We start from the raw sequence: 20602 nt of genomic DNA on the forward strand, positions 1-20602 counted from the left end.
TGAGGACATCAGGCCGCACTTATCAGCGCCGACGTTGCCAAACCCACAATCCCGCAATTGCCAGCGCAAACAGCCCGCCAAACCCGACGCCAATCCCCACCACCGGCACACCGACTTTTACCGCCAGCGAGTAGAGCCCCAGCATTAACAGCATCGCCAGGTTTTCACCCAGGTTTTGTACCGCGATGGCATTCCCCGCCCCGACGGTCTGCTTGCCACGTTCCTGCAGCAACGCGTTCAGCGGCACCACGAAGAAACCGCCCAGAATACCAATCAGGATGAGGAGAACATACGCAGGCAATAATGCATGTTGCAGCGAGAAAATAAGCACCACGACGCCAATCAGGATCCCTGCGGGCATGCAGCGTGCTACCGTCTCGAGCGTCACCAGCTTCGCCGCCGCGCCTGCTCCCACCACAATGCCGATGGCCACCATCGCATTCAGATAGGTCGGCGTCGCGTTATCGGTAATTCCCAGCGCTACCGGCACCCACAGCACCAGCAGGAAGCGCAGCGTGACGCCCGCCCCCCAAAACATACTGGTTCCCATCAGGGAGAAACGCGTTTCACCGTTACGCCACAGCACGCGGCAGGCGGTAAAGAAACTGCCGGTCATCGGTTTGAAGCGCCAGGATTGCCCCGGGCGAGCCACTGGCAGCTTCGGAATAAAGAGGTTCGCCACGACCGCCCCGCCATACACCACCGCACACACGCCCAGGGCCGCCAGCACATGCCAGTCGGCCAATACGCCGCCCGCGACGGATCCGAGCAGAATAGCGGCAATGGTTGACGACTCCATCAGGCCGTTGGCTTTCACCAGCTTATCGCCCGTGGTCAGCTCTCCGAGGATGCCATACTTTGCCGGGGAGTAGGCGGCAGCGCCAATGCCCACCAGCGTGTAGCCAATAAACGGATTGAAGCCAAAGCAAATGCTGGCGGCACCCAGCAGCTTGAGACCGTTGGCAAACATCATCACCCGGCCTTTCGGGAAGCTGTCCGCTACCTGCCCTACGAACGGAGCAAAGATAATGTAAGCGCCCACAAACACCATCTGCAGGATCGGCTGACTCCAGTCGGGGTAAAACTCGGCTTTCAGCAGCGCCAGCGTGGCGAACAACAGCGCATTATCACCGAACGCAGAGAGGAACTGCGCGGCAATGACCGCCATCATGCCTTTTGAACGCAGTGAGGTGTTAGTGTGTACTGACTCACGCATTTTGCTGTTCCGCCTCTTCAACCATGCCTTTCAGGGTCACGAAATCGGGCTTCCCGCTACCCAGCACCGGGAGCTGCTTCAGGAAGCGAATATCGCGCGGCACCGCAAGTTCAGGAATACCGTGTTCACGCGCATAGCTCAGTAACCTGTCGCGCTTAAGCTCAGCGTCAGTCGTAAACAGCACCAGCGCCTCGCCTTTGCTGGCATCACTCTTCACCACCGTCGCATGCATCTTATCCGCGGAGACGGCCGTCGCCAGCTGCTCAACCATTTCCAGAGAGACCATTTCACCGGCGATTTTGGCGAAGCGCTTCGCGCGTCCCTGAATCTGTACAAAGCCTTGTTCATCAAAACGGACAATATCACCGGTGTCGTACCAGCCGGTTTCAACCTCGCCGTTGACGTTTTCAGCCGTCGGCACCTCTAGCACGCCTGGGTTTTCCACGCGCAGATAACCGTTCATCACGTTTGGCCCTTTCAGCTGCAGACGGCCACCGTCCTCAATGCCCGGCACGGCCAGCAGACGCGCATCCATCCCCGGCAGAATTCGACCCACCGTACCCGGCTTCGCCGCCATCGGTACGTTAATCGAGACCACGGGAGCACACTCGGTAACGCCATAGCCTTCGAGAATGCGCAGGCCAAACTTGTCCTGCCAGATCTGACGCGTGCTCTCCTGCAGTTTTTCCGCACCGGCCACCACATACCGCACGCGATAGAAGTCATACGGATTGGCGAAACGCGCATAGTTGCCGAGGAAGGTTGAGGTGCCGAACAGAACGGTGCAGTTACGGTCATACACCAGCTCCGGCACAATGCGATAATGCAGCGGGCTTGGATAAAGGAACACTTCTGCGCCGGTCAGCAGCGGCGTAAACAGCCCCACCGTCAGGCCAAAGGAGTGGAACAGCGGCAGCGCCGACATAAAACGGTCATTCGCGGTAAAGTCGGCAATGCTTTTGATCTGTTCAACGTTCGCCAGAATGCTCTTGTGGCTGTGGACGACGCCTTTCGGGTTGCCCTCCGATCCCGACGTGAAGAGAATGATCGCGTCATCTTCCGGCTGCTGTTTGACCTGCGCCAGACGCGGCATCAGCAGGTGAGCAAAAATCCACAGCTTGTCGCCGGTGGTCACATCCGCTTTCAGATCCTCCAGGAAGACCCAGCGCACCTGGGTGAGCTGCTCGGGAAGATGCCAGAGCTTGCCTTTGTCCAGGAACTGACGAGAGGTAAAGACGGTATTAATCTGGGCAGCGGTGATGGCGCTGGTCAGCCCTTTCACGCCCGCCGTGTAGTTCATCATTGCCGGGATGCGCCCCCGGGAAACCGCACCAAAAATCACCGCCGCGCTGATGCCTGCGTTAGGCAGCATCAGGCCAATCTTTTCGCCCTTCATGCTGTATTTCTCAAGAATGCGGCCCACAAAGAGGCTCTTAGTCAGCAGCTTGCGATAGGTATCCGGGGTAAAGTTGATGTCTTCGATGCAGTTTTTCTTCGCGCCATAGCGGTGCTGAGCGGAAAGCAGAGATTCGTACAGCGTTTCGCGCGGACGCACGGCCATGCGCGCTTCCATCATAATCTGATGCAGCATTTCCCCGGCGATTTTACGGCGATCGCGGGCACGCGGGGCGTCCGGCATCGGTAACAACGTGGGCGGCAGAATATGCAGCGTGATTTTTGGGAACAGACGCTGCTTCACCAGCCCCTTCAGTCGGCTGAAATGGGTCAACTCTGCGCCTTCAATACGCAGCGGCACCACGGTCGCTTTTGATTTCGCTGCAACAAACCCCGCGCCATCGTAGATTTTCATCAGCGAACCGGTCACGGAGATACGCCCTTCCGGGAAAATAACCACCGGGCGCCCCTGCTCAACCAGACGCACCAGATGCTTAATCATCATCGGCTTTGTCGGGTCGAGCGGCACAAAATCAATCAGCGGCGTGAGCCAGCGCATGTACCACTGCTGGCTGATAGAGGTATAGACCGCAAACACCGGGCGCACGGGTAAAAATAGCGCCAGCAGAATGCCGTCTATAAAGGAAACATGATTTGGTGTGATAAGAACGCGTTCGCCGCGAAGCGCCTGGGCATCGCCAGTGACGTGGATGCGAAAAAGAATACGGAACAGTGTACGGAAGAACCCAAATAGCATCTCAACTCCCTTTGCCAGCCAGTGTGGAGGGTTGATAGTAAATGGTGGCAGATTACACGAGAAGTGATACGGGAGCGACAGCAAAAGTGGAGGCGAAAAAAAACCTGCGCATCCGCGCAGGTTGGTGCAAGAGATGAGTACGAAACCGTACTAAGAATTCTCACCAATCAATACCTCTGGGATCTCGACTGTATCAATCGTGTTAACGTTCCCGCTATCAGACAATCGCAACAGCCTGAGGCAAAGTGTAACCAAAGGTTCAGATTGACATTTTTCAGACATGACTGCGCGTGTAACGATTACACTACCAGTGTTGTCCTGCGTCACGTTTGTGGAGAGCGAAAATCCGCTCCCCTTGAATGCGCGGCGCTTTTCCGCAACACTATTTGGTGTGTAAACGCTTACCCCCAATAAGAAGGTAATGAATGGCGACAATAAAGGATGTGGCCCGTCTGGCAGGTGTGTCGGTGGCAACCGTCTCTCGAGTGATTAACGACTCCCCAAAAGCCAGTGACGCATCGCGCCAGGCGGTACAAACCGCCATGGAATCCCTGAATTATCATCCCAATGCCAATGCCCGCGCGCTCGCCCAGCAGTCCACCGAAACCATTGGGCTGGTAGTGGGTGATGTTTCCGACCCCTTTTTCGGCGCCATGGTGAAAGCGGTTGAACAGGTCTCTTACCAGACAGGCAATTTTTTGCTGATCGGCAATGGCTATCATAATGAGCAAAAAGAACGCCAGGCCATCGAGCAGCTGATCCGCCACCGCTGCGCCGCGCTGGTAGTTCACGCCAAAATGATCCCGGATGCCGAGCTGATTCATCTGATGAAGCAGATGCCCGGAATGGTGATCATCAACCGCATTATTCCCGGGTTTGAAAAACGCTGTGTGGCCCTCGACGACCGCTACGGCGCCTGGCTTGCGACCCGTCATCTGATTCAACAGGGCCATACCCGGATTGGCTATCTCTGTTCCAATCATCCGATTTCTGATGCGGAAGACCGCCTGCAGGGCTACTACGACGCCCTGCGCGAAAACGGCCTGCCGTGTAATGACCGTCTGGTGGCTTACGGTGAACCGGATGAGAGCGGCGGTGAACAGGCCATGACCGAGCTGCTCGGTCGCGGACGAAATTTCACGGCGGTTGCCAGCTATAACGACTCCATGGCCGCAGGGGCAATGGGGGTGCTGAATGACAACGGGATTGAGGTACCGGCAGAAATTTCGCTGATTGGCTTCGATGACGTGCTGGTGTCTCGCTACGTGCGCCCGCGTCTGACCACCGTACGCTACCCGATTATCACCATGGCGACGCAGGCCGCCGAGCTGGCGCTAGCGCTGGCTGAACAGCGCCAGCCGCCGGATATTACGCATCTGTTTAGCCCGACGCTGGTTCGCCGTCACTCCGTTGCATCGCCTGCGGAAGCGCAGAGCGAATAACGGTAGAGGTGAACCCGGGTGTTGGGGTATTCCAGCCCATCACCGATATACTGCCAGCCGTAACGTTCGTAGAAGTCGCGGCAGGCAGACCAGAGGTGCAGTTCTTCATATCCCGCCTGCGCGGCCCAGGTAATAACGTGCTGCTGTAGCTTTCCTGCCAGCCCCTTGCCTCGCGCCGCGTCATCAACGTAGAGCGCCGCCAGCCACGGAAAAAGATCCTGACGGGTGATCAAATCGCAGCGCCAAAGCCCTACCGTACCAACAAGCTGTTCGTCTTCTACGGCGATAAAGGTCAGCGGTAATGCTCCCGGCGTCTGGCTGTGCTCAATAATGCTGTGGAAAAATTCCCGAGAAAGCCCTTCGCCAAAGGCCTGCCAGAGCCAGTCGGTGACCTGCTCCGCATAGTGCGGTGCCTGGTAAAGCGGGAGGATGGCTATCTTTTTCACGTTTCACCTGCGTTTTCTCGTCTATTTGCTGGCCTGTCGCCCCAGCTCGGTTCGGCGATTACTTTACCAGAGTCAGACTATTTCGTTTTACTTCACGCAGGCCAGACGAATCGTGACCAAAAAGCGTGATCGTGGCAGAAGTTTTGCGCTTCCCGCATCGCTTATACGCCGTGAGGTCTGTGTTAAACTGCAAACCATTACGTGGAAGCAGGAATGTAGAATGGCAACAATGCTGGATGTCTCACTGCGTGCGGGCGTGTCGAAGGCTACCGTCTCGCGCGTGCTGAACGGCACGGGTCAGGTTAAAGAGAGTACGCGTCAGCAGGTCTTTGCTGCGATGGAAGAGCTGGGCTATCGCCCGAACTTTCTCGCGCGTTCGCTGGCTAACCAGACCAGCAACAGCATTGGCCTGGTCGTCTCGACCTTCGACGGCTTTTACTTTGGTCGTCTTCTCCAGCAGGCGTCGCGGCAGACGGAAACTCACGGGAAACAGCTGATCGTCACCGACGGTCACGACGCGCCGGAACAGGAAGAACAGGCCGTGCAGATGCTGGCCGATCGCCAGTGCGATGCCATCGTGCTTTACACGCGCTACATGAGCGAAAAAGCGATCGTCAAACTGATGAACACCGTGAAAACGCCGCTGGTGGTCATTAACCGAGAAGTGAGCCAGGCGCCGGATCGCTGCGTGTTTTTCGAGCAGCAGGATGCCGCGTTTAAGGCCGTGGATTACCTGATCGACCAGGGCCATCGGGAGATCGCCTGTATCACCGTACCGATCCATACCCCAACCGGGAAAGCACGGCTGATGGGCTACCGTAAGGCGCTGGAAAAGCACGGCATTCGCCTGGACGAGCGTCGGATAAAGTACGGCGATGCGGGAATGACGCGGGGATACGAGCTGTGCAAGGAGTTGATTGCCGACGGTGTGCCGTTTAGCGCCCTGTTTGCCTGTAACGACGATATGGCTCTGGGGGCGTCCAAAGCGTTACACCAGGCAGGGCTTAAAATTCCGCAGGATATTTCACTGTTCGGCTTTGACGATGCCCCAAGCGCGAAATGGCTGGAGCCTGCGCTCTCATCGGTTTATCTGCCCATCGACAACATGATTGTCACGGCCATCGATCAGGCGATCCGGCTGGCAAAAAACCAGCCGGTCGATGCCATCCCGCCGTTTACCGGCACGCTGGTGTTACGCGATTCGGTTACAACGGGGCCCTACTTTCCTCAGATGAGTTCTAAAGCCAGCAGTTCCTGAATGGTCTGACGACGACGGATCAGCCGTGCCTTGCCGTTATCAAACAGCACTTCCGGCAGCAGCGGGCGGCTGTTGTAGTTAGATGACATCGACGCCCCGTAGGCACCGGTATCATGCAGCACAAGATAATCACCCGGTTTGACCTCTGGCAGCGCGCGGGTCTCCACTTTGCCGCCTTCCTGCTGGGTAAACACGTCACCCGATTCGCACAGCGGGCCCGCAACGACCGTCTCAACGCGCGGCGCCTGCGTTAAATCACGGCCGTCGGCGGCCAGGGCGGTAATGTGGTGATAGCTGCCGTACATGGACGGACGCATCAGATCGTTAAAGCCTGCATCAATCAATACGAAGTGGCGAGACCCCATCTCTTTTACGCTGCGCACCTGCGAAACCAGCACGCCGGCTTCCGCCACCAGGAAACGACCCGGCTCAATTTCCAGCTTCACCGCGTGACCCAGATGCGCGGCGATTTGGTCACGCGCGGCGCTCCACAGACCGTAGTAGTGATCGGTATCGATCGCCTCTTCGCCTTCGCGATAAGGAATGGAGAGACCGCCACCGGCTGAAATCGCCTCCAGATCCTGGCCGAAGTCGACAACCTGGCGCACCATCGCACCGCACACCTGCTCCAGGTGGCCGTAATCGACGCCAGAGCCAATGTGCATATGAATCCCCACCAGCTTCAGGCCGTAGCGCTGTAATACCTCCAGCGCAGCAGGCATATCGGCATACCAGATCCCGTGCTTGCTGTTTTCGCCGCCGGTATTTGTTTTTTGGCTGTGGCCATGACCAAAGCCCGGGTTCACGCGCAGCCAGACGCGATGGCCAGGAGAAACCTGACCCAGCTGCTCCAGCATATCTACAGAGCCGGCATTCACCGGGATCTGCAGTTCGTGGACGCGCGCAAGCGTCGCATCGTCGATCACATCGGCAGTAAAGACGATCGCGTCGCTGTCGGCTTTCGGATCGAATCCGGCTACCAGCGCGCGCTCGATTTCGCCAAGCGAGACGGAGTCGACCTTCACGCCCTGCTCACGCATCAGGCGCAGAATATGAATATTTGAGCACGCCTTCTGGGCAAAACGCACCACGTCAAACTGATGCAGGGCGGCGATCTTCTCGCGAACGATCTGCGCGTCGTAGACCCACACCGGGCAGCCAAACTCGGCGGGCAGGCGCAGCAGGTTGTCGGCGTTCAAATCGGTATCAGTCTGGTTCAGCGGGCGTGGCATGGTCTTCTCCGGGTAAATGCGTTTTCATGATTACGCCACAGCGCAAAGAGAATAAAAAATATCGTTTTATCGCGAGTCTATGCAAAAATGATATGGACAGTTATCTGCTTTCAGGTGCCCTATGCCCGCCGTCAATTTACGCCACATCGAGATTTTTCACGCCGTGATGACTACCGGCAATCTCACCGAAGCCGCACAGATGCTGCATACCTCGCAGCCGACGGTGAGCCGCGAGCTGGCCCGCTTCGAGAAAGTGCTGGGGCTGAAGCTGTTCGAGCGCACCCGGGGCAGGCTTCACCCGACGGTGCAGGGGTTGCGCCTGTTCGAGGAAGTCCAGCGCTCCTGGTACGGACTGGACAGAATAGTGAGTGCTGCGGAAAGCCTGCGCGAGTTTCGCCAGGGCGAGCTGTCGATCGTCTGCCTGCCCGTCTTTTCGCAATCCTTTTTGCCGATGCTGCTGCAGCCCTTTCTGGCCCGATACCCGGAGGTCAGCCTCACTATCGTGCCTCAGGAATCCCCCCTGCTTGAAGAGTGGCTTTCGGCTCAGCGCCATGATTTAGGCCTGACCGAAACCCTCTCCACGCCGGCGGGAACGGCGCGCACGGAGTTGATCTCGTTAGATGAAGTGTGCGTTTTGCCCGCAGGGCATCGGCTTGCCGGTAAGGCGGTGCTCACACCGGAGGATTTCCACGGGGAAAACTACATTAGCCTTTCGCAGACCGACAGCTACAGACAGCTGCTGGATACGCTATTTGCCGAGCATCAGGTCAAACGGCGAATGGTGGTGGAAACGCACAGCGCGGCTTCGATTTGCGCGATGGTGCGTGCAGGCGTCGGCGTCGCGGTGGTGAATCCGCTCACGGCGCTGGACTATGCCGGAAGCGGGATCGTCATCCGCCGCTTTAGCGTCTCCGTCCCGTTCACCGTGAGCCTGATCCGCCCGCTGCACCGTCCGGCTTCCGCGCTGGTGGACGCGTTCACCGAACACTTAAAGGAGCACGCGCGTCAGGTGGCGCTTCGCTTACCTGACCTGCAAAACCCGTTATGACAGCATAAACGCCACGGCATCCGCGGCATGGATGGCGGTGGTATCGAATACCGGGACGGGGCTTCGCTCGGCTGGCACCAGCAGGCCAATCTCGGTGCAGCCGAAGATCACCCCTTCAGCCCCCTGCTGCGCGAGTTTATCGATGACGCTGACGTAATACGCGCGGGAAGACTCGGTGAAGGTACCGAGGCAGAGCTCGTCAAAGATAATCTGATTGATGCGCGCGCGATCTTCTTCATCCGGGATCAGGCTCTCGATCCCAAATTCACTGTGCAAACGTCCACGATAAAAATCCTGTTCCATGGTGTAGCGTGTCCCCAAAAGCGCTACGCGGCGCATCCCGGATGCCGCAATCGCACGCCCGGTTGCGTCCGCGATATGCAGAAACGGCAGCGCGCAGCGGTTCTCAATATGCGACGCCACTTTGTGCATGGTATTAGTACAAAGCACGATACCCTCGGCGCCGGCGCGCTCCAGCCCCAGCGCCGCCTGGGCCAGGATCTCCCCGGCTTTATCCCATTCCCCGCTCGACTGGCAGGCTTCGATTTCATGGAAATCAACGCTATGCAGCAGCAGGCTTGCGGAGTGCAGACCGCCCAGACGCTGCTTTACCCCTTCATTAATCAGGCGGTAATAAGGGATTGTCGATTCCCAGCTCATTCCACCTAACAGGCCGATCGTTTTCATCATCCCTCCTTATCTGTGTTTCATTTTTAACACAACCGATGCACATAAAAAAAGGCGCTGTATTCAGCGCCTTTTTAAACTGCAGAGCTTATTCCACTACCGGCTCCGGCGGCGAAGTACGGGCGAGCATCGCCTCGCGCAATAAAACGCTACCGCAGGCAAACAGGCCCCCCAGAAGCGCCGCCAGAACGACAATCAGAGCCTTGCCCGGGCCATCCTTTTTCACCGGCATGGAGGGAGAAAGCTGGTATCTGAATGGCTCAAGTTTAACATCGGCAAAGGAGAGCTTTTTCAGCTGTGCGAGGTGGTATTCCCGGTTCTGGAAATCCGCATTCAGCTCGGTCACGTCCTTCAGATTTTTTTCGATCTGCAGCTTTTGCGCGATACCGTCAGCGCCGAGCGCAACGGAGTAATCCGGGTCATCTTTTACGGCCTGCCCGTTGCTGTAAACCGGTTTCTTAATGCCTGCGGCATTTGCCACTTCCAGCGAATAATTCAGTCGCTGCAGGTTGGTATTATGAATATTGGTCAGACGGACACGATCCAGTTCCAGCTGCTGCTCAACGACGTTCTTTTTCAGGGCGATCTGGTTGCGGATATTCTGCACCGTCTCTTTTTCAACAATAGCCGCGATATAATCGATGTATCCATTCAGGACGGCTTGCGCATCGTCAGCTGTCGGGGCAGTGAAGCTCAATGTCCAGGAAACAAAAGGCGCTTTATCCGCGTCTTTTCCCTGAGCGTCATTCACCGCTTTCATTCTGTCTGAAATGTTAACTATCGCCCGATGCAGCTCAAGCGGATCCACCTCGGCATCTTTAAGTTGTGACATCACGTAAGGAGAGGATTTCAGGTACTCTTCGAGCAATGACTGCGACTGAAACTTTTTAATAAACATGTCAAAGACTTCCGGACGGGAAATTTTCGCGTCCACGTCAAGTACCTGCAACGCTACCATCATCTGGCGCAGCGGGTTCCACTGCGACGATTCTGCCTGAGTGATCACTGCTTTACTGGTCCACTTCTGCGGCAATAAAAATGAAATGGCCAGCCCCGCCAGTGCAAAAGCAAGGGTAATGGTGACAATGCGTTTTTTGGCCGCCAAAAGGACCGCTAATAAACCGAAAAGATCAATTTCTTTAGCGTGTATTACCGGGGAGGCATAACGGGGAAAATCAAGATCGGTGCTTTTTTTGATATCCATCTCAGACATAGACATTCTTCTTTTTAGGATGCGTTTCATGTTGCGCAAATAACAGCGGTGTTCCGATGATACATTATCCTAAGAATTATCCTAAGTTCAAATCCCTCTATTCATCCTTCCCTGCCAGAGTTGGTAGTGAATTTCATTACGTTATTATTGTAATGACTAACCATTTTACCAACTCTGACTTGTGTTGAACGCTTAAACAGTCATTACGATCGCACGCCGATATTCCGCAGCTTCTCGCCAGCCATCAGCTTGCGCTCGATATGTTCCAGCGTCACGCCTTTGGTTTCCGGGATCAGCCAGAACGTGACGCCAATAAACGCCACGTTCAGCACCGTATAGAGCCAGAACGTTCCCGCTGCGCCAATCGCGTCCAGCAGCGTCAGGAAGGTCGCGCCGATGATCATGTTTGATACCCAGTTGGTGGTCGTGGAGCAGGTGATGCCAAAATCACGGCATTTGAGCGGCTGAATTTCGGAGCACAGGATCCACACCACCGGCGCGGCGCTCATCGCGTAACCTGCGATACACATCATGGTCATCCCGACAGAAAGCCAGGAAAGCCCGCTTGAGGCCGTGCCGTTATCAAACTGCATCAGGCAGTAGCCGAGGATCAGCGTGCCGAGCGCCATTACGCTAAAACCGATTTTCAGCGCCGGTTTACGCCCGGCTTTGTCCACGGTGAATACCGCAATAAAGGTGGCGAACATGAAGGTCAGCCCGACCACCAGGGTTGCGATCATCTGCTGTTCCGTAGTGGTGAATCCGGCCATTTTGAAAATGCGCGGCGCGTAGTACATGATGATATTCATGCCGGTGAACTGCTGCATCGCCTGCAGCAACATGCCGAGGAAGACCGCGCGGCGCACGTTGCGGTTGATCTTAAACAGCGCCCAGCCCCCCTGCTTCAGCTTCAGGCTTTCGCGGATCTCGTTCAGCTCTTCGCGCGCTTTTTCCGAGGTATCACGCAGCATGCGCAGGACCTCTTCCGCCTCCACGTGACGCCCTTTTTGCGCCAGCCAGCGCGGGCTGTTTGGCAGGAAAATCACCAGGACGATCAGCACCAGCGCCGGTAAGGCCAACACGCCCAGCATCGCGCGCCAGTTGCCGCTGTAGCTGAAGTAGGTATCAGACAGGAACGCCAGCACAATACCCAGCGTGACCATCAGCTGATACATGCTGATCATCTTGCCGCGCACGTTTTCACTCGCCATTTCGGAGAGATAAAGCGGCGCCGTGTAGGACGCAATCCCCACCGCCACGCCCAGCAGCACGCGAGAGAGCAGGAGGATTTCAACGTTAGCGGCAAACGCCGAGCCAATGGAGCCGGCAACGAACAGAATTGCCCCGACCATCAGGCTATATTTGCGCCCCAGGCGGAACGACAGCCAGCCGTTGAACAGCGCACCGATGGCCGCGCCGAGCATCATGCTGCTTACCACCCACTCTTGCAGGCGACTGCTGAGGGTAAAGTGATCGGTAATAAACGGTAATGCGCCGGCAATGACGCCGATATCCAGTCCAAATAACAGGCCCGCCACGGCGGCGGCAATGGAGACAAACTGGTTCATGCGGCGAGTATCGCGCAGCGCAGCGGGCATTAGGGTAGAGTCATTTATCGATGTCATATTTTTCCTGCCTCAACAGCAAAATTCGTTAACTGAAATTACGAGAAAGCGAGGAAAAGTGTCAGGCCGGAAATCGCGAAGTTATGGATTATTCCGCTACGGCATACGGTTCTGTGATGGACATTACAATTTCAACTCATGGCGAATAATCACGCTTTTTTACTAATCAGTTAATATTTAAGCAATAAAAGTGTGATTGCCGTCATTTGTGATTTTTTAGTATGGATTTTTCATCTTTATCGATATGGACTAAGCCAATTATTGCGCAAAAAAAACCTCCGCCCACGGGCAGAGGTTCTTAATACGGGTGGAATTAACGCGCCAGCCAGCCACCGTCTACAGCCACGGTGTAGCCGTTGATGTAATCCGATGCGGAGGAGGCCAGGAAGACAACCGGCCCCATCAGATCGATCGGCAGACCCCAGCGTCCGGCCGGAATGCGGTCGAGGATTTCCGCGCTACGCTGCTCGTCCGCACGCAGCTGCTGCGTGTTGTTCGTCGCCATGTAGCCCGGCGCAATCGCATTCACGTTGATGTTATGTTTCGCCCATTCGTTTGCCAGCAGGCGGGTCACGCCCATTACGGCGCTTTTGGACGCGGTGTACGACGGCACGCGGATGCCGCCCTGGAACGAGAGCATAGAGGCAATATTGATGATTTTGCCGCCTTTCCCCTGCGCAATAAAATGCTTCGCCGCCGCCTGGGACATGAAAAATACGCTCTTGATGTTCAAATCCATCACGTCGTCCCAGTCGCGCTCGCTGAAGCTGATGGCGTCTTCGCGGCGGATCAGCCCGGCGTTGTTCACCAGAATGTCGATATGACCGAATTCAGCCACCGCGCGGTCCAGCAGTTCAGGAATGGCATCGATTTTACGCAGATCAGCGGTCAGGCTCAGGAAACGGCGGCCCAGGGCCGTCACGCGTTCGATGGTTTCAGTCGGATCAACGATATTAATCCCGACGATATCGCAGCCCGCTTCCGCCAGGCCTAACGCCATCCCCTGACCCAGCCCGGTGTCGCACCCGGAAACCACGGCCACTTTTCCCTGCAGAGAGAATGCATCCAGAATCATGTTTATTCCTTACTCTTTCAGAGCCTGTCACTCACAGGCAGGTTTATGCTTCACCGCCCGCGACTAGCGCAGATCGCTGACCGCAACGTGGTCCATATCATCAAAGACCTGGTTTTCACCCACCATTCCCCAGATAAAGGTGTAGGCTTTCGTCCCTACGCCAGAGTGAATGGACCAGCTCGGTGAAATCACCGCCTGCTCATTGTGCATCACGATATGGCGCGTTTCCTGCGGCTGTCCCATCATGTGGAACACGCAGGCGTCCTCATCCATATTGAAGTAGAAGTAGACTTCCATGCGGCGCTCGTGGGTATGGCACGGCATGGTGTTCCACAGGTTGCCCGGTGCCAGCTCGGTCAATCCCATACTGAGCTGGCAGGTCTCCAGCACGTCCGGCACGAAGTATTTATTGATGGTGCGGCGGTTGCTGGTGAGGTTGTCGCCCAGCGTCACGGGTGCGACGTCCGCCGGGGTCACTTTTTTGGTTGGGTAGGTGGAGTGAGCCGGCGCGCAGTTGTAGTAAAACTTCGCAGGCTTGCTGCCGTCGATGCTGGCAAAGACCACGTCTTTCGCCCCTTTACCCACGTACAGCGCCTCGCGATGGCCAATCTCATAGCAGTGTCCGTCTACGATGATGGTGCCCGGCCCGCCGATGTTAATCACACCCAGCTCGCGACGCTCAAGGAAGTAGCTCACGCCCAGCTGTTTACCGACTTCACCGCCCACGGAGACGCTTTTCGTGACGGGCATAACCCCGCCCACAATAATGCGGTCGATATGGCTGTAAACCATGGTGTACCTGTCGGCCTCGAATACCTGCTCGACTAAAAATGCATTGCGCAGCCCCTGAGTATCCAGCGTTTTGGCGTGCGCACTGTGGATGCTTTCTCTGACGTCCACGGTAACCTCCAGATGTGGTCATGCCCGAAGGCGGAAATAAACGAAACAGCGTTCCGTTTTTCATAATGAGCACATACTATCGGTATAAAGTGGGCTTTTCAATTATATTTAAAACAACGTTTCATTTTTATTTTTGCTTATAGCGGAAATGATGTTCGGATCACAATTCAACCGCCGGGAGAAAAAGGACGCGAAAAAAAACCTCCCGGAGGAGGTCATTTTGTTTGAGAAGAGGTTAGCGTTCGATGGCCAGCGCCACCCCTTGCCCGCCGCCTATACAGAGTGTGGCAATCCCTTTGCGGGCATTACGTTTTTTCATTTCGTGGACCAGCGAAACCAGGATCCGGCAGCCGGACGCACCGATAGGATGCCCCAGCGCGATCGCGCCGCCGTTAACGTTGACCCGCAGAGGATCCCACTCCAGCATTTTTCCGACGGAGATCGCCTGCGCGGCATAGGCTTCGTTCACTTCGATCAGATCCACATCCGAAAGCTGCCAGCCCGCGCGCTCCAGGCAGCGGCGGGTAGCGTAGACCGGTGCGATCCCCATTAGCGCAGGATCAACCCCCACGCTGGCGAATGCTTTAATGCGGGCCAGGACCGGAAGATCGAGTTCAAGGGCTTTGCTTTCGCTCATCATCATGACGGCGGCAGCGCCGTCGTTAATGGAAGAGGCATTTCCCGCCGTCACCGAGCCCTGCATTTCAAACGCGGGGTTCAGCCTCGCCAGGCCTTCAGCGCTGGCGTCGGTGCGCGGTTGTTCATCGGTATCCACGAGGATACGCTCGCCGCTCTGACGCTGCGTGCTGACCGGGACAATCTCGTCGCGAAAACGACCGGAATCAATCGCCGCACTCGCTTTTTGCTGCGAGCTTAGCGCATAGGCATCCTGCACCTCACGGCTGATGCCGTACTCGCGCGCCAGGTTTTCCGCCGTCACGCCCATATGATAGTCATTGAACGCATCCCACAGCCCGTCATGCACCAGGCTGTCGAGCAGCTGACTGTTGCCAAGCTGTGCGCCGGTCCGGCTGTCGGTCAACACGTGCGGCGCGCGGCTCATATTCTCCTGCCCGCCCGCGATGATCACGTCCGCTTCACCACACTGAATGGCTTGCGTCGCGAGATGCAGCGCTTTTAATCCTGAGCCACAGACGTCGTTGATGGTGATAGCGGAGACGGTATTGGGCAGCCCGCCCTTCAGCGCCGCCTGACGCGCAGGGTTTTGCCCGGCACCGGCCGTGAGGACCTGGCCCAGAATCACCTCATCAACTTCATGTGCTGCGATCCCGCTACGTTCCACCAGCGCTCTTACGACCACGCTGCCCAGGTCAACCGCCGAGTGACGCGCAAGCGCTCCCTGAAAACAGCCGATAGCTGTACGCAACGCACCCACTATTACGACATCTTTCATCACGACCTCTGTGTTAAATGACATGACGATAGTAGAGGATTGTTACTGGCAATTATCTTAATTGTTTAAAAATAGTGAGTTTAATCACAAGGATCAGCGCGCATCCTGCAGATACTGCCGCAGCCAGCTGCCGGCAACGCCGGGAGGGGATCGTTTATTCCACAGCAGATCGATGCCGATCGCCCGCGGCCAGCCGGGAACATTGAGCTGTACCAGGGATTTCGCGGCGGCAAATTCATCCACCAGCGCACACGGCAGCACGCACCAGCCAAATCCCTGTACCGCCATACTCAAGAGTAACAGGTAATTCGGCGCTGACCAGACGGGTCCGCGCGCGATCTCAGCCTCGCGCTCAAGATAGGTGCTCAGCCGCAGCTCGCGCCAGCCGTGCAGCTCGTCATGCTGAACGTCATGTTGTCCGGCCAGCGGATGCGTGGTCGCGACGTAGATCGCCATGCGGGTCTGCATCGGCAACCGGGTGACGCCAATATCCGTAGGGTAACCGTCGCGCGCTTCCGTCAGGCCAATCTGCGCTCGCTCCTTTTGCAGCAGATCGATCACGTCCTCTTCCTCGCCAATCAGACATTCGAATTCCGTATGGGGAAAACGCGCGTCAAACTGTTTCATCATATCTTCCAGCACGTCCGGGTTGAGGGTATCGGAAAGGACAAACGTCAGACGCGCCTCCGTTTTCGCCGTTAGCGACACCGCCAGCTCGTCCAGCCGCGTGCTGGCGGCCAGGATAGCCTGCACGTAGCCCAGCACCTGTTCTCCCTGGACCGTTAACACCGGCTGACGCGCCGAGCGGTCAAACAGCTCGAAACCGAGATCGGCTTCAAGATTGGCAATGGACGTGCTGATCGTCGACTGGCTTTTCCGCAGCCGGCGTGCGGCAGCGGAAAAAGAGCCCGCCGCAACGGTCTCGACAAACGCGGTAAGGGCTTCGGGTGAATAGCGCATAACCTATCTACTTTAGCGATGGATACTATCTTTAATATATCAGCTTTAGCGATAAAAATAGGCTGCATCAACGCCCATACCGGCGAATTAATGAGGTCTATGACTATGCAACATCAGGATGCACTCCAACGTAAGCTGCCGGAGCGGATCTTTCATGCTGTCTGTTTCGAAGGGATTGCTACGGCGATCCTCGCCCCTACGGCGGCGTGGCTAATGCAGCGTTCCGTGGTGGAGATGGGGGGATTGACCATTATTCTGGCCACCACCGCCATGCTGTGGAACATTATTTATAACTTTGGCTTCGACCGTTTCTGGCCCGTTCAGCGCGTCAAACGTACCGCAAAAGTCCGTGCGCTGCATGCGCTGGGGTTCGAATGCGGGTTTATTGTGATTGGCGTGTCGATTGTCGCCGCCGTGCTGGGCGTTACCCTGCCTCAGGCATTCACGCTGGAAATAGGTTTCTTCCTGTTCTTCCTGCCGTACACCATGTTCTATAACTGGGCGTACGATAGCCTGCGCGAGAAATTTCTTAAGCGTCGCCAGCAACGACGCGCCCTGGCAGGCTAAACAGCCTCTGGCCGGACGCCCGTTCCGGCCAAACTCCGTCGAAGCAACTGCGCTCTTCAGGCATAACTATGGTAAATTGCACGCCATTCCGATGGTTTGATAGTTGATACGTTGCTCTAATGTCGAAAATTTGGTCAAAAGATGAGACTCTCTGGAGTTTCGCTCTCTATGGCACGGCCGTGGGCGCAGGAACGCTGTTCTTGCCCATTCAGCTGGGCTCCGCAGGCGCAATCGTCCTGTTTATTACCGCCCTCGTGGCCTATCCCTTAACCTACTGGCCGCACAAAGCGCTGGCGCAATTTATCCTGTCGTCGAAAACAAAAGGCAACGAAGGGATCACCGGCGCCGTCTCGCACTACTACGGCAGGAAGATTGGCAACCTGATCACCACGCTCTATTTTATCGCCTTCTTTGTGGTAGTGCAGATTTATGCGGTGGCCATCACCAACTCGCTCACGGAGCAGCTGGCGAAACACCTGACGGTGGATACCGCCGTTCGCGTGCTGGTCAGCCTGGGCGTGGTGCTGGTCCTGAATCTGATCTTCCTGATGGGACGGCATATCACGATAAAAGTGATGGGCTTCCTGGTGTTTCCGCTGATTGCCTATTTCCTGTTTGTCTCGCTCTACCTGATCGGCAGCTGGCAACCCTCGCTGCTGACCAGCCAGATGGCCGTCGATCGCCATACCCTGCATCAGGTATGGATTTCGATTCCAGTGATGGTATTTGCTTTCAGCCATACCCCGATTATCTCAACGTTTGCCGTTGACCGTCGTGAGAAGTTTGCCGACGGTGCCATGGATAAATGCAAGAAAATCATGAAGGTGGCTTACCTGATCATCTGCCTGAGCGTGCTGTTTTTTGTCTTCAGCTGCCTGCTCTCAATTCCGCCGTCGTACATTGTGGCCGCCAAAGAGCAAGGGGTAACGATCCTGTCCGCGCTGTCGATGATGCCTTCTTCTCCGGCGTGGCTGGGCATTTCCGGGATTATCGTGGCGATTATTGCGATGTCGAAATCGTTTCTCGGCACCTATTTTGGGGTGATTGAAGGGGCGACGGAGATCGTGAAGTCGTCGCTTAATCAGGTGGGCGTGAAAAAGAGCCGCGCCTTCAACCGTGCGATTTCCATTATGGGGGTGTCGTTAATCACCTTTGCCGTCTGCTGCATTAACCCGAACGCCATTTCGATGATTTACGCCATCAGCGGCCCGCTTATCGCCATGATCCTGTTTATCATGCCGACGCTGTCGACGTATCTGATCCCCTCCCTGAAACAGTACCGCTCCATTGGCAACCTGCTGACGCTGATCGTCGGCGTGCTGTGCGTGTCGGTGATGTTTGTCGGCTAATTCCCTTTCCTGCCCGGCGCTCTGCCGGGCAGGCCATTCAGTCCTGGCCTGCTGCTTACAGCGGAAAAGGCCTGTCCTGCACCACCGTTTTCATGACAAGCGTAGAGCGAAGATGCTGCACGCCGGGCATGGCGGAGAGCTTCTCGTCATACAGCTTCTGGAAAGCGGAGAGGTCGCGGGTCACGACGTGCATCAGATAATCGGGATCGCCAAAGAGACGCTGCGCCAGCACGATCTGCGGGATCTCCTCCACCGCCTCTTCAAACGCGCTAACCGCCTTTCGGTCCCCTTCTTTCAGCGTCGCAAAGACGATTGCCAGGAAGTTAAACCCCATTTTGGCGGGATCCAGGCTGGCACGGTATCCCGTTATGGCCCCGCTTTGCTCCAGCGCCCGCACGCGACGATGGCAGGGCGAGAGGCTCAGATTGACCCGCTCAGCCAGCTCGGTAAGCGACAGGCGTCCATCAGACTGGAGCGCCGCAAGAATTTTTCGATCGATGCTGTCCATTTGGAAGATTTTCTCAATTTCACCGTGTTATGAGCATAACATTGAAAGCCTATTTCGCAGGGTTAGCGATATTCTTTTTCGCAACGTTTGACGCACTGCGGGAGTCTTCAGGACGATGGAAATGAGTATTGTGGCCGGCTTTTGGGTGGTTTCGTTTCTGCTTATCATGACGCCAGGCGCCGACTGGGCCTACGCCATTAGCGCCGGGATTAACGGGCGACGCGTGGTACCGGCGGTGATGGGGTTAATGTCCGGGCATCTGTTAGCCACGCTGATTGTGGTGGCTGGCGTGGGCGTAGTGATTGCTCAACACCCGATGGCGTTAACCGGGCTGACCGTCGCGGGGGCCGCGTATCTCCTGTGGCTTGGCATCGGACTGTTGCGTCACCCTGCCGCACCGGAAAAGGCCCCCCATCATGAGGGAAACTGGAGGCAGTGGGCGGTGAAAGGGCTCTGCATTAGCGGTCTTAACCCGAAAGTATTTTTACTTTTCCTGGCGCTGCTTCCGCAGTTCACCGACCCGACCGGAAGCTGGTCGATAGCGAAGCAGATGTCCGCGCTTGGCGTGATGCACCTTATCACCTGTACGCTGGTCTATCTGCTGGTGGGGTATGGTTCGAAAGCGGTACTGGCGACCCGGCCACAGGCGGCGCGTCTGGTGAGCATGGCATCTGGAGGGATAATGGTGCTGATCGCGATGGTATTGCTGTTTGAGCAGGTAAGATAAAAAAACACCGGCCATCGCCGGTGTTATTTACGCCCGAATATCGTCATATTCGCGCGTTTTATCAAACTCATGCTTCGCGAACGGGCACAGCGGAATAATTTTGCGATTCTCGCCGCGCATCTTCTCCACCACTTTCGCCACCAGCTGTTTACCGACGCCCTGCCCTTTCAGGCTCTCATCCACGTCGGTGTGCTCGATAATGCTCAGGTGCTCGCCGGTCGGTACAAAGACAATCTCCGCGACCTGATTGCCGTTCGCATCATTCACGTAAAACTTGTTATGGCCTTCCAGAATATCCATGGTTCCTCGCTTATTTTTGGCGATACTTCAGCGCACCGCTCGGGCAGGTATCAATCACGCGTACAACCGTTTCAACGTCCACTTCATCGGGAATGATCCACGGCTTACGTTTCAGATTAAACAGCTTTGCGCTCCCACGCACGCAGTTACCTGAGTGTTTGCAGATCCCGGTATTGAAGTAAACATCAATTTTCTCGCCGGTATAGGCCCGGTAACCCGCATCCAGTAGTTCTTTATCCATGACATTGCCTCTGTAATTATTATCGTGCTGAATGAAGCATAGCCTTACGGGATCCTGATGGCTATATACCCGTCATACTTCAAGCTGCAGGTGCGTTGGCTGCACTCACTCACCCCAGTCACGTACTTATGTACGCTCCCGGGGATTCGTTCCCTTGCCGCGTTACTCGGCCTGTAGCCTCGCCCCTTCGGGGCCAGCGCAAGCGCTGTTCAAAACGGCAAGCCGTTTTGTCCTGCAACTCG

20 protein-coding genes are annotated in these 20602 nt (G+C 56.3%); 6 read left to right on the plus strand and 14 right to left on the minus strand.

The window, feature by feature from the left end; translation table 11 throughout:
* Positions 1-22 precede the first annotated feature (22 nt).
* Positions 23-1216: a lysophospholipid transporter LplT gene (gene lplT, locus INF68_RS02405; protein WP_126785831.1), complete on the minus strand. Its 1194-nt coding sequence runs from the start codon at positions 1214-1216 to the stop codon at positions 23-25.
* Positions 1209-3368, minus strand: coding sequence for a bifunctional acyl-ACP--phospholipid O-acyltransferase/long-chain-fatty-acid--ACP ligase (aas, locus tag INF68_RS02410; protein WP_126785830.1), 2160 nt, complete (start codon positions 3366-3368; stop codon positions 1209-1211). The genes lplT and aas overlap by 8 nt, the downstream gene beginning before the upstream one ends.
* Before the next feature lie 425 nt (positions 3369-3793).
* On the opposite strand from aas, the gene galR reads away from it, so the two are divergent.
* Entirely contained in the window at positions 3794-4810 is a 1017-nt protein-coding gene (gene galR / locus INF68_RS02415; protein ID WP_023309052.1) for an HTH-type transcriptional regulator GalR, read from the plus strand.
* Here galR and INF68_RS02420 read toward each other — a convergent pair.
* Positions 4771-5247 (minus strand): GNAT family N-acetyltransferase, encoded by a 477-nt coding sequence (locus INF68_RS02420; protein ID WP_047060054.1) that lies wholly within the window; start codon positions 5245-5247, stop codon positions 4771-4773. The two genes, galR and INF68_RS02420, sit on opposite strands and share 40 nt — an antisense overlap.
* A gap of 229 nt (positions 5248-5476) precedes the next feature.
* Between INF68_RS02420 and INF68_RS02425 the strand changes: the two genes are divergently transcribed.
* A complete protein-coding gene (locus tag INF68_RS02425) occupies positions 5477-6514 on the plus strand; it encodes a LacI family DNA-binding transcriptional regulator (protein ID WP_193525250.1) in 1038 nt (345 codons plus the stop codon).
* Here the strand turns inward: INF68_RS02425 and lysA are convergent.
* Positions 6484-7746 (minus strand): diaminopimelate decarboxylase, encoded by a 1263-nt coding sequence (gene lysA, locus INF68_RS02430; RefSeq protein ID WP_126785827.1) that lies wholly within the window; start codon positions 7744-7746, stop codon positions 6484-6486. The genes INF68_RS02425 and lysA overlap by 31 nt on opposite strands.
* A 121-nt stretch (positions 7747-7867) precedes the next feature.
* On the opposite strand from lysA, the gene INF68_RS02435 reads away from it, so the two are divergent.
* Positions 7868-8794 (plus strand): LysR family transcriptional regulator, encoded by a 927-nt coding sequence (locus INF68_RS02435; protein ID WP_047646287.1) that lies wholly within the window; start codon positions 7868-7870, stop codon positions 8792-8794.
* Here the strand turns inward: INF68_RS02435 and INF68_RS02440 are convergent.
* The 7 genes from INF68_RS02440 to INF68_RS02470 all read right to left on the minus strand — a co-directional run bounded on the left by INF68_RS02440 (position 8789) and on the right by INF68_RS02470 (position 16668).
* Positions 8789-9481 carry an aspartate/glutamate racemase gene (locus tag INF68_RS02440; RefSeq protein ID WP_063439911.1) on the minus strand — a complete coding sequence of 231 codons (693 nt, stop codon included), beginning with the start codon at positions 9479-9481 and terminating at the stop codon, positions 8789-8791. The genes INF68_RS02435 and INF68_RS02440 overlap by 6 nt on opposite strands.
* An 88-nt stretch (positions 9482-9569) precedes the next feature.
* Positions 9570-10694: an LPS O-antigen length regulator Wzz(fepE) gene (gene wzz(fepE) / locus INF68_RS02445; protein WP_109844621.1), complete on the minus strand. Its 1125-nt coding sequence runs from the start codon at positions 10692-10694 to the stop codon at positions 9570-9572.
* Between the two features lie 203 nt (positions 10695-10897).
* Positions 10898-12319 carry a sugar porter family MFS transporter gene (locus INF68_RS02450; protein WP_126785826.1) on the minus strand — a complete coding sequence of 474 codons (1422 nt, stop codon included), beginning with the start codon at positions 12317-12319 and terminating at the stop codon, positions 10898-10900.
* A gap of 313 nt (positions 12320-12632) precedes the next feature.
* Positions 12633-13394 (minus strand): 2-dehydro-3-deoxy-D-gluconate 5-dehydrogenase KduD, encoded by a 762-nt coding sequence (gene kduD / locus INF68_RS02455; RefSeq protein WP_126785825.1) that lies wholly within the window; start codon positions 13392-13394, stop codon positions 12633-12635.
* 63 nt (positions 13395-13457) lie between these two features.
* The gene (kduI, locus tag INF68_RS02460) at positions 13458-14294 is read right to left on the minus strand and encodes a 5-dehydro-4-deoxy-D-glucuronate isomerase (protein WP_126785824.1); all 837 of its coding nucleotides are present in this window, start codon (positions 14292-14294) and stop codon (positions 13458-13460) included.
* Positions 14295-14529: 235 nt separating this feature from the next.
* Positions 14530-15708 (minus strand): acetyl-CoA C-acetyltransferase, encoded by a 1179-nt coding sequence (locus tag INF68_RS02465; protein ID WP_193525251.1) that lies wholly within the window; start codon positions 15706-15708, stop codon positions 14530-14532.
* 93 nt (positions 15709-15801) lie between these two features.
* A complete protein-coding gene (locus INF68_RS02470; RefSeq protein WP_126785822.1) occupies positions 15802-16668 on the minus strand; it encodes a LysR family transcriptional regulator in 867 nt (288 codons plus the stop codon).
* A 105-nt stretch (positions 16669-16773) separates the two neighbouring features.
* Between INF68_RS02470 and INF68_RS02475 the strand changes: the two genes are divergently transcribed.
* Together INF68_RS02475 and INF68_RS02480 are read left to right on the plus strand one after the other, a co-directional pair.
* Entirely contained in the window at positions 16774-17235 is a 462-nt protein-coding gene (locus INF68_RS02475) for a multidrug/biocide efflux PACE transporter (protein ID WP_109844615.1), read from the plus strand.
* A gap of 119 nt (positions 17236-17354) precedes the next feature.
* Positions 17355-18584 carry an amino acid permease gene (locus tag INF68_RS02480; protein ID WP_047173544.1) on the plus strand — a complete coding sequence of 410 codons (1230 nt, stop codon included), beginning with the start codon at positions 17355-17357 and terminating at the stop codon, positions 18582-18584.
* Between the two features lie 55 nt (positions 18585-18639).
* Here the strand turns inward: INF68_RS02480 and INF68_RS02485 are convergent, their stop codons facing one another.
* Complete coding sequence (locus tag INF68_RS02485) at positions 18640-19092, minus strand: Lrp/AsnC family transcriptional regulator (protein ID WP_126785821.1); 453 nt, start codon at positions 19090-19092, stop codon at positions 18640-18642.
* A 115-nt stretch (positions 19093-19207) separates the two neighbouring features.
* Here INF68_RS02485 and INF68_RS02490 point away from each other — a divergent pair, with 115 nt between their 5' ends.
* Positions 19208-19819, plus strand: a complete 612-nt coding sequence (locus INF68_RS02490; protein WP_109844612.1) for a LysE family translocator — start codon at positions 19208-19210, stop codon at positions 19817-19819.
* 27 nt (positions 19820-19846) lie between these two features.
* Here the strand turns inward: INF68_RS02490 and INF68_RS02495 are convergent, their stop codons facing one another.
* Complete coding sequence (locus INF68_RS02495; protein WP_008499687.1) at positions 19847-20119, minus strand: GNAT family N-acetyltransferase; 273 nt, start codon at positions 20117-20119, stop codon at positions 19847-19849.
* A 10-nt stretch (positions 20120-20129) separates the two neighbouring features.
* Complete coding sequence (gene yjdI, locus INF68_RS02500) at positions 20130-20360, minus strand: 4Fe-4S mono-cluster protein YjdI (RefSeq protein ID WP_008499689.1); 231 nt, start codon at positions 20358-20360, stop codon at positions 20130-20132.
* Between the last annotated feature and the right edge of the window lie 242 nt (positions 20361-20602).

Origin of the sequence: Enterobacter cloacae complex sp. P16RS2 (assembly GCF_014982155.1) — a bacterium.
Lineage (GTDB): Bacteria > Pseudomonadota > Gammaproteobacteria > Enterobacterales > Enterobacteriaceae > Enterobacter > Enterobacter cloacae_M.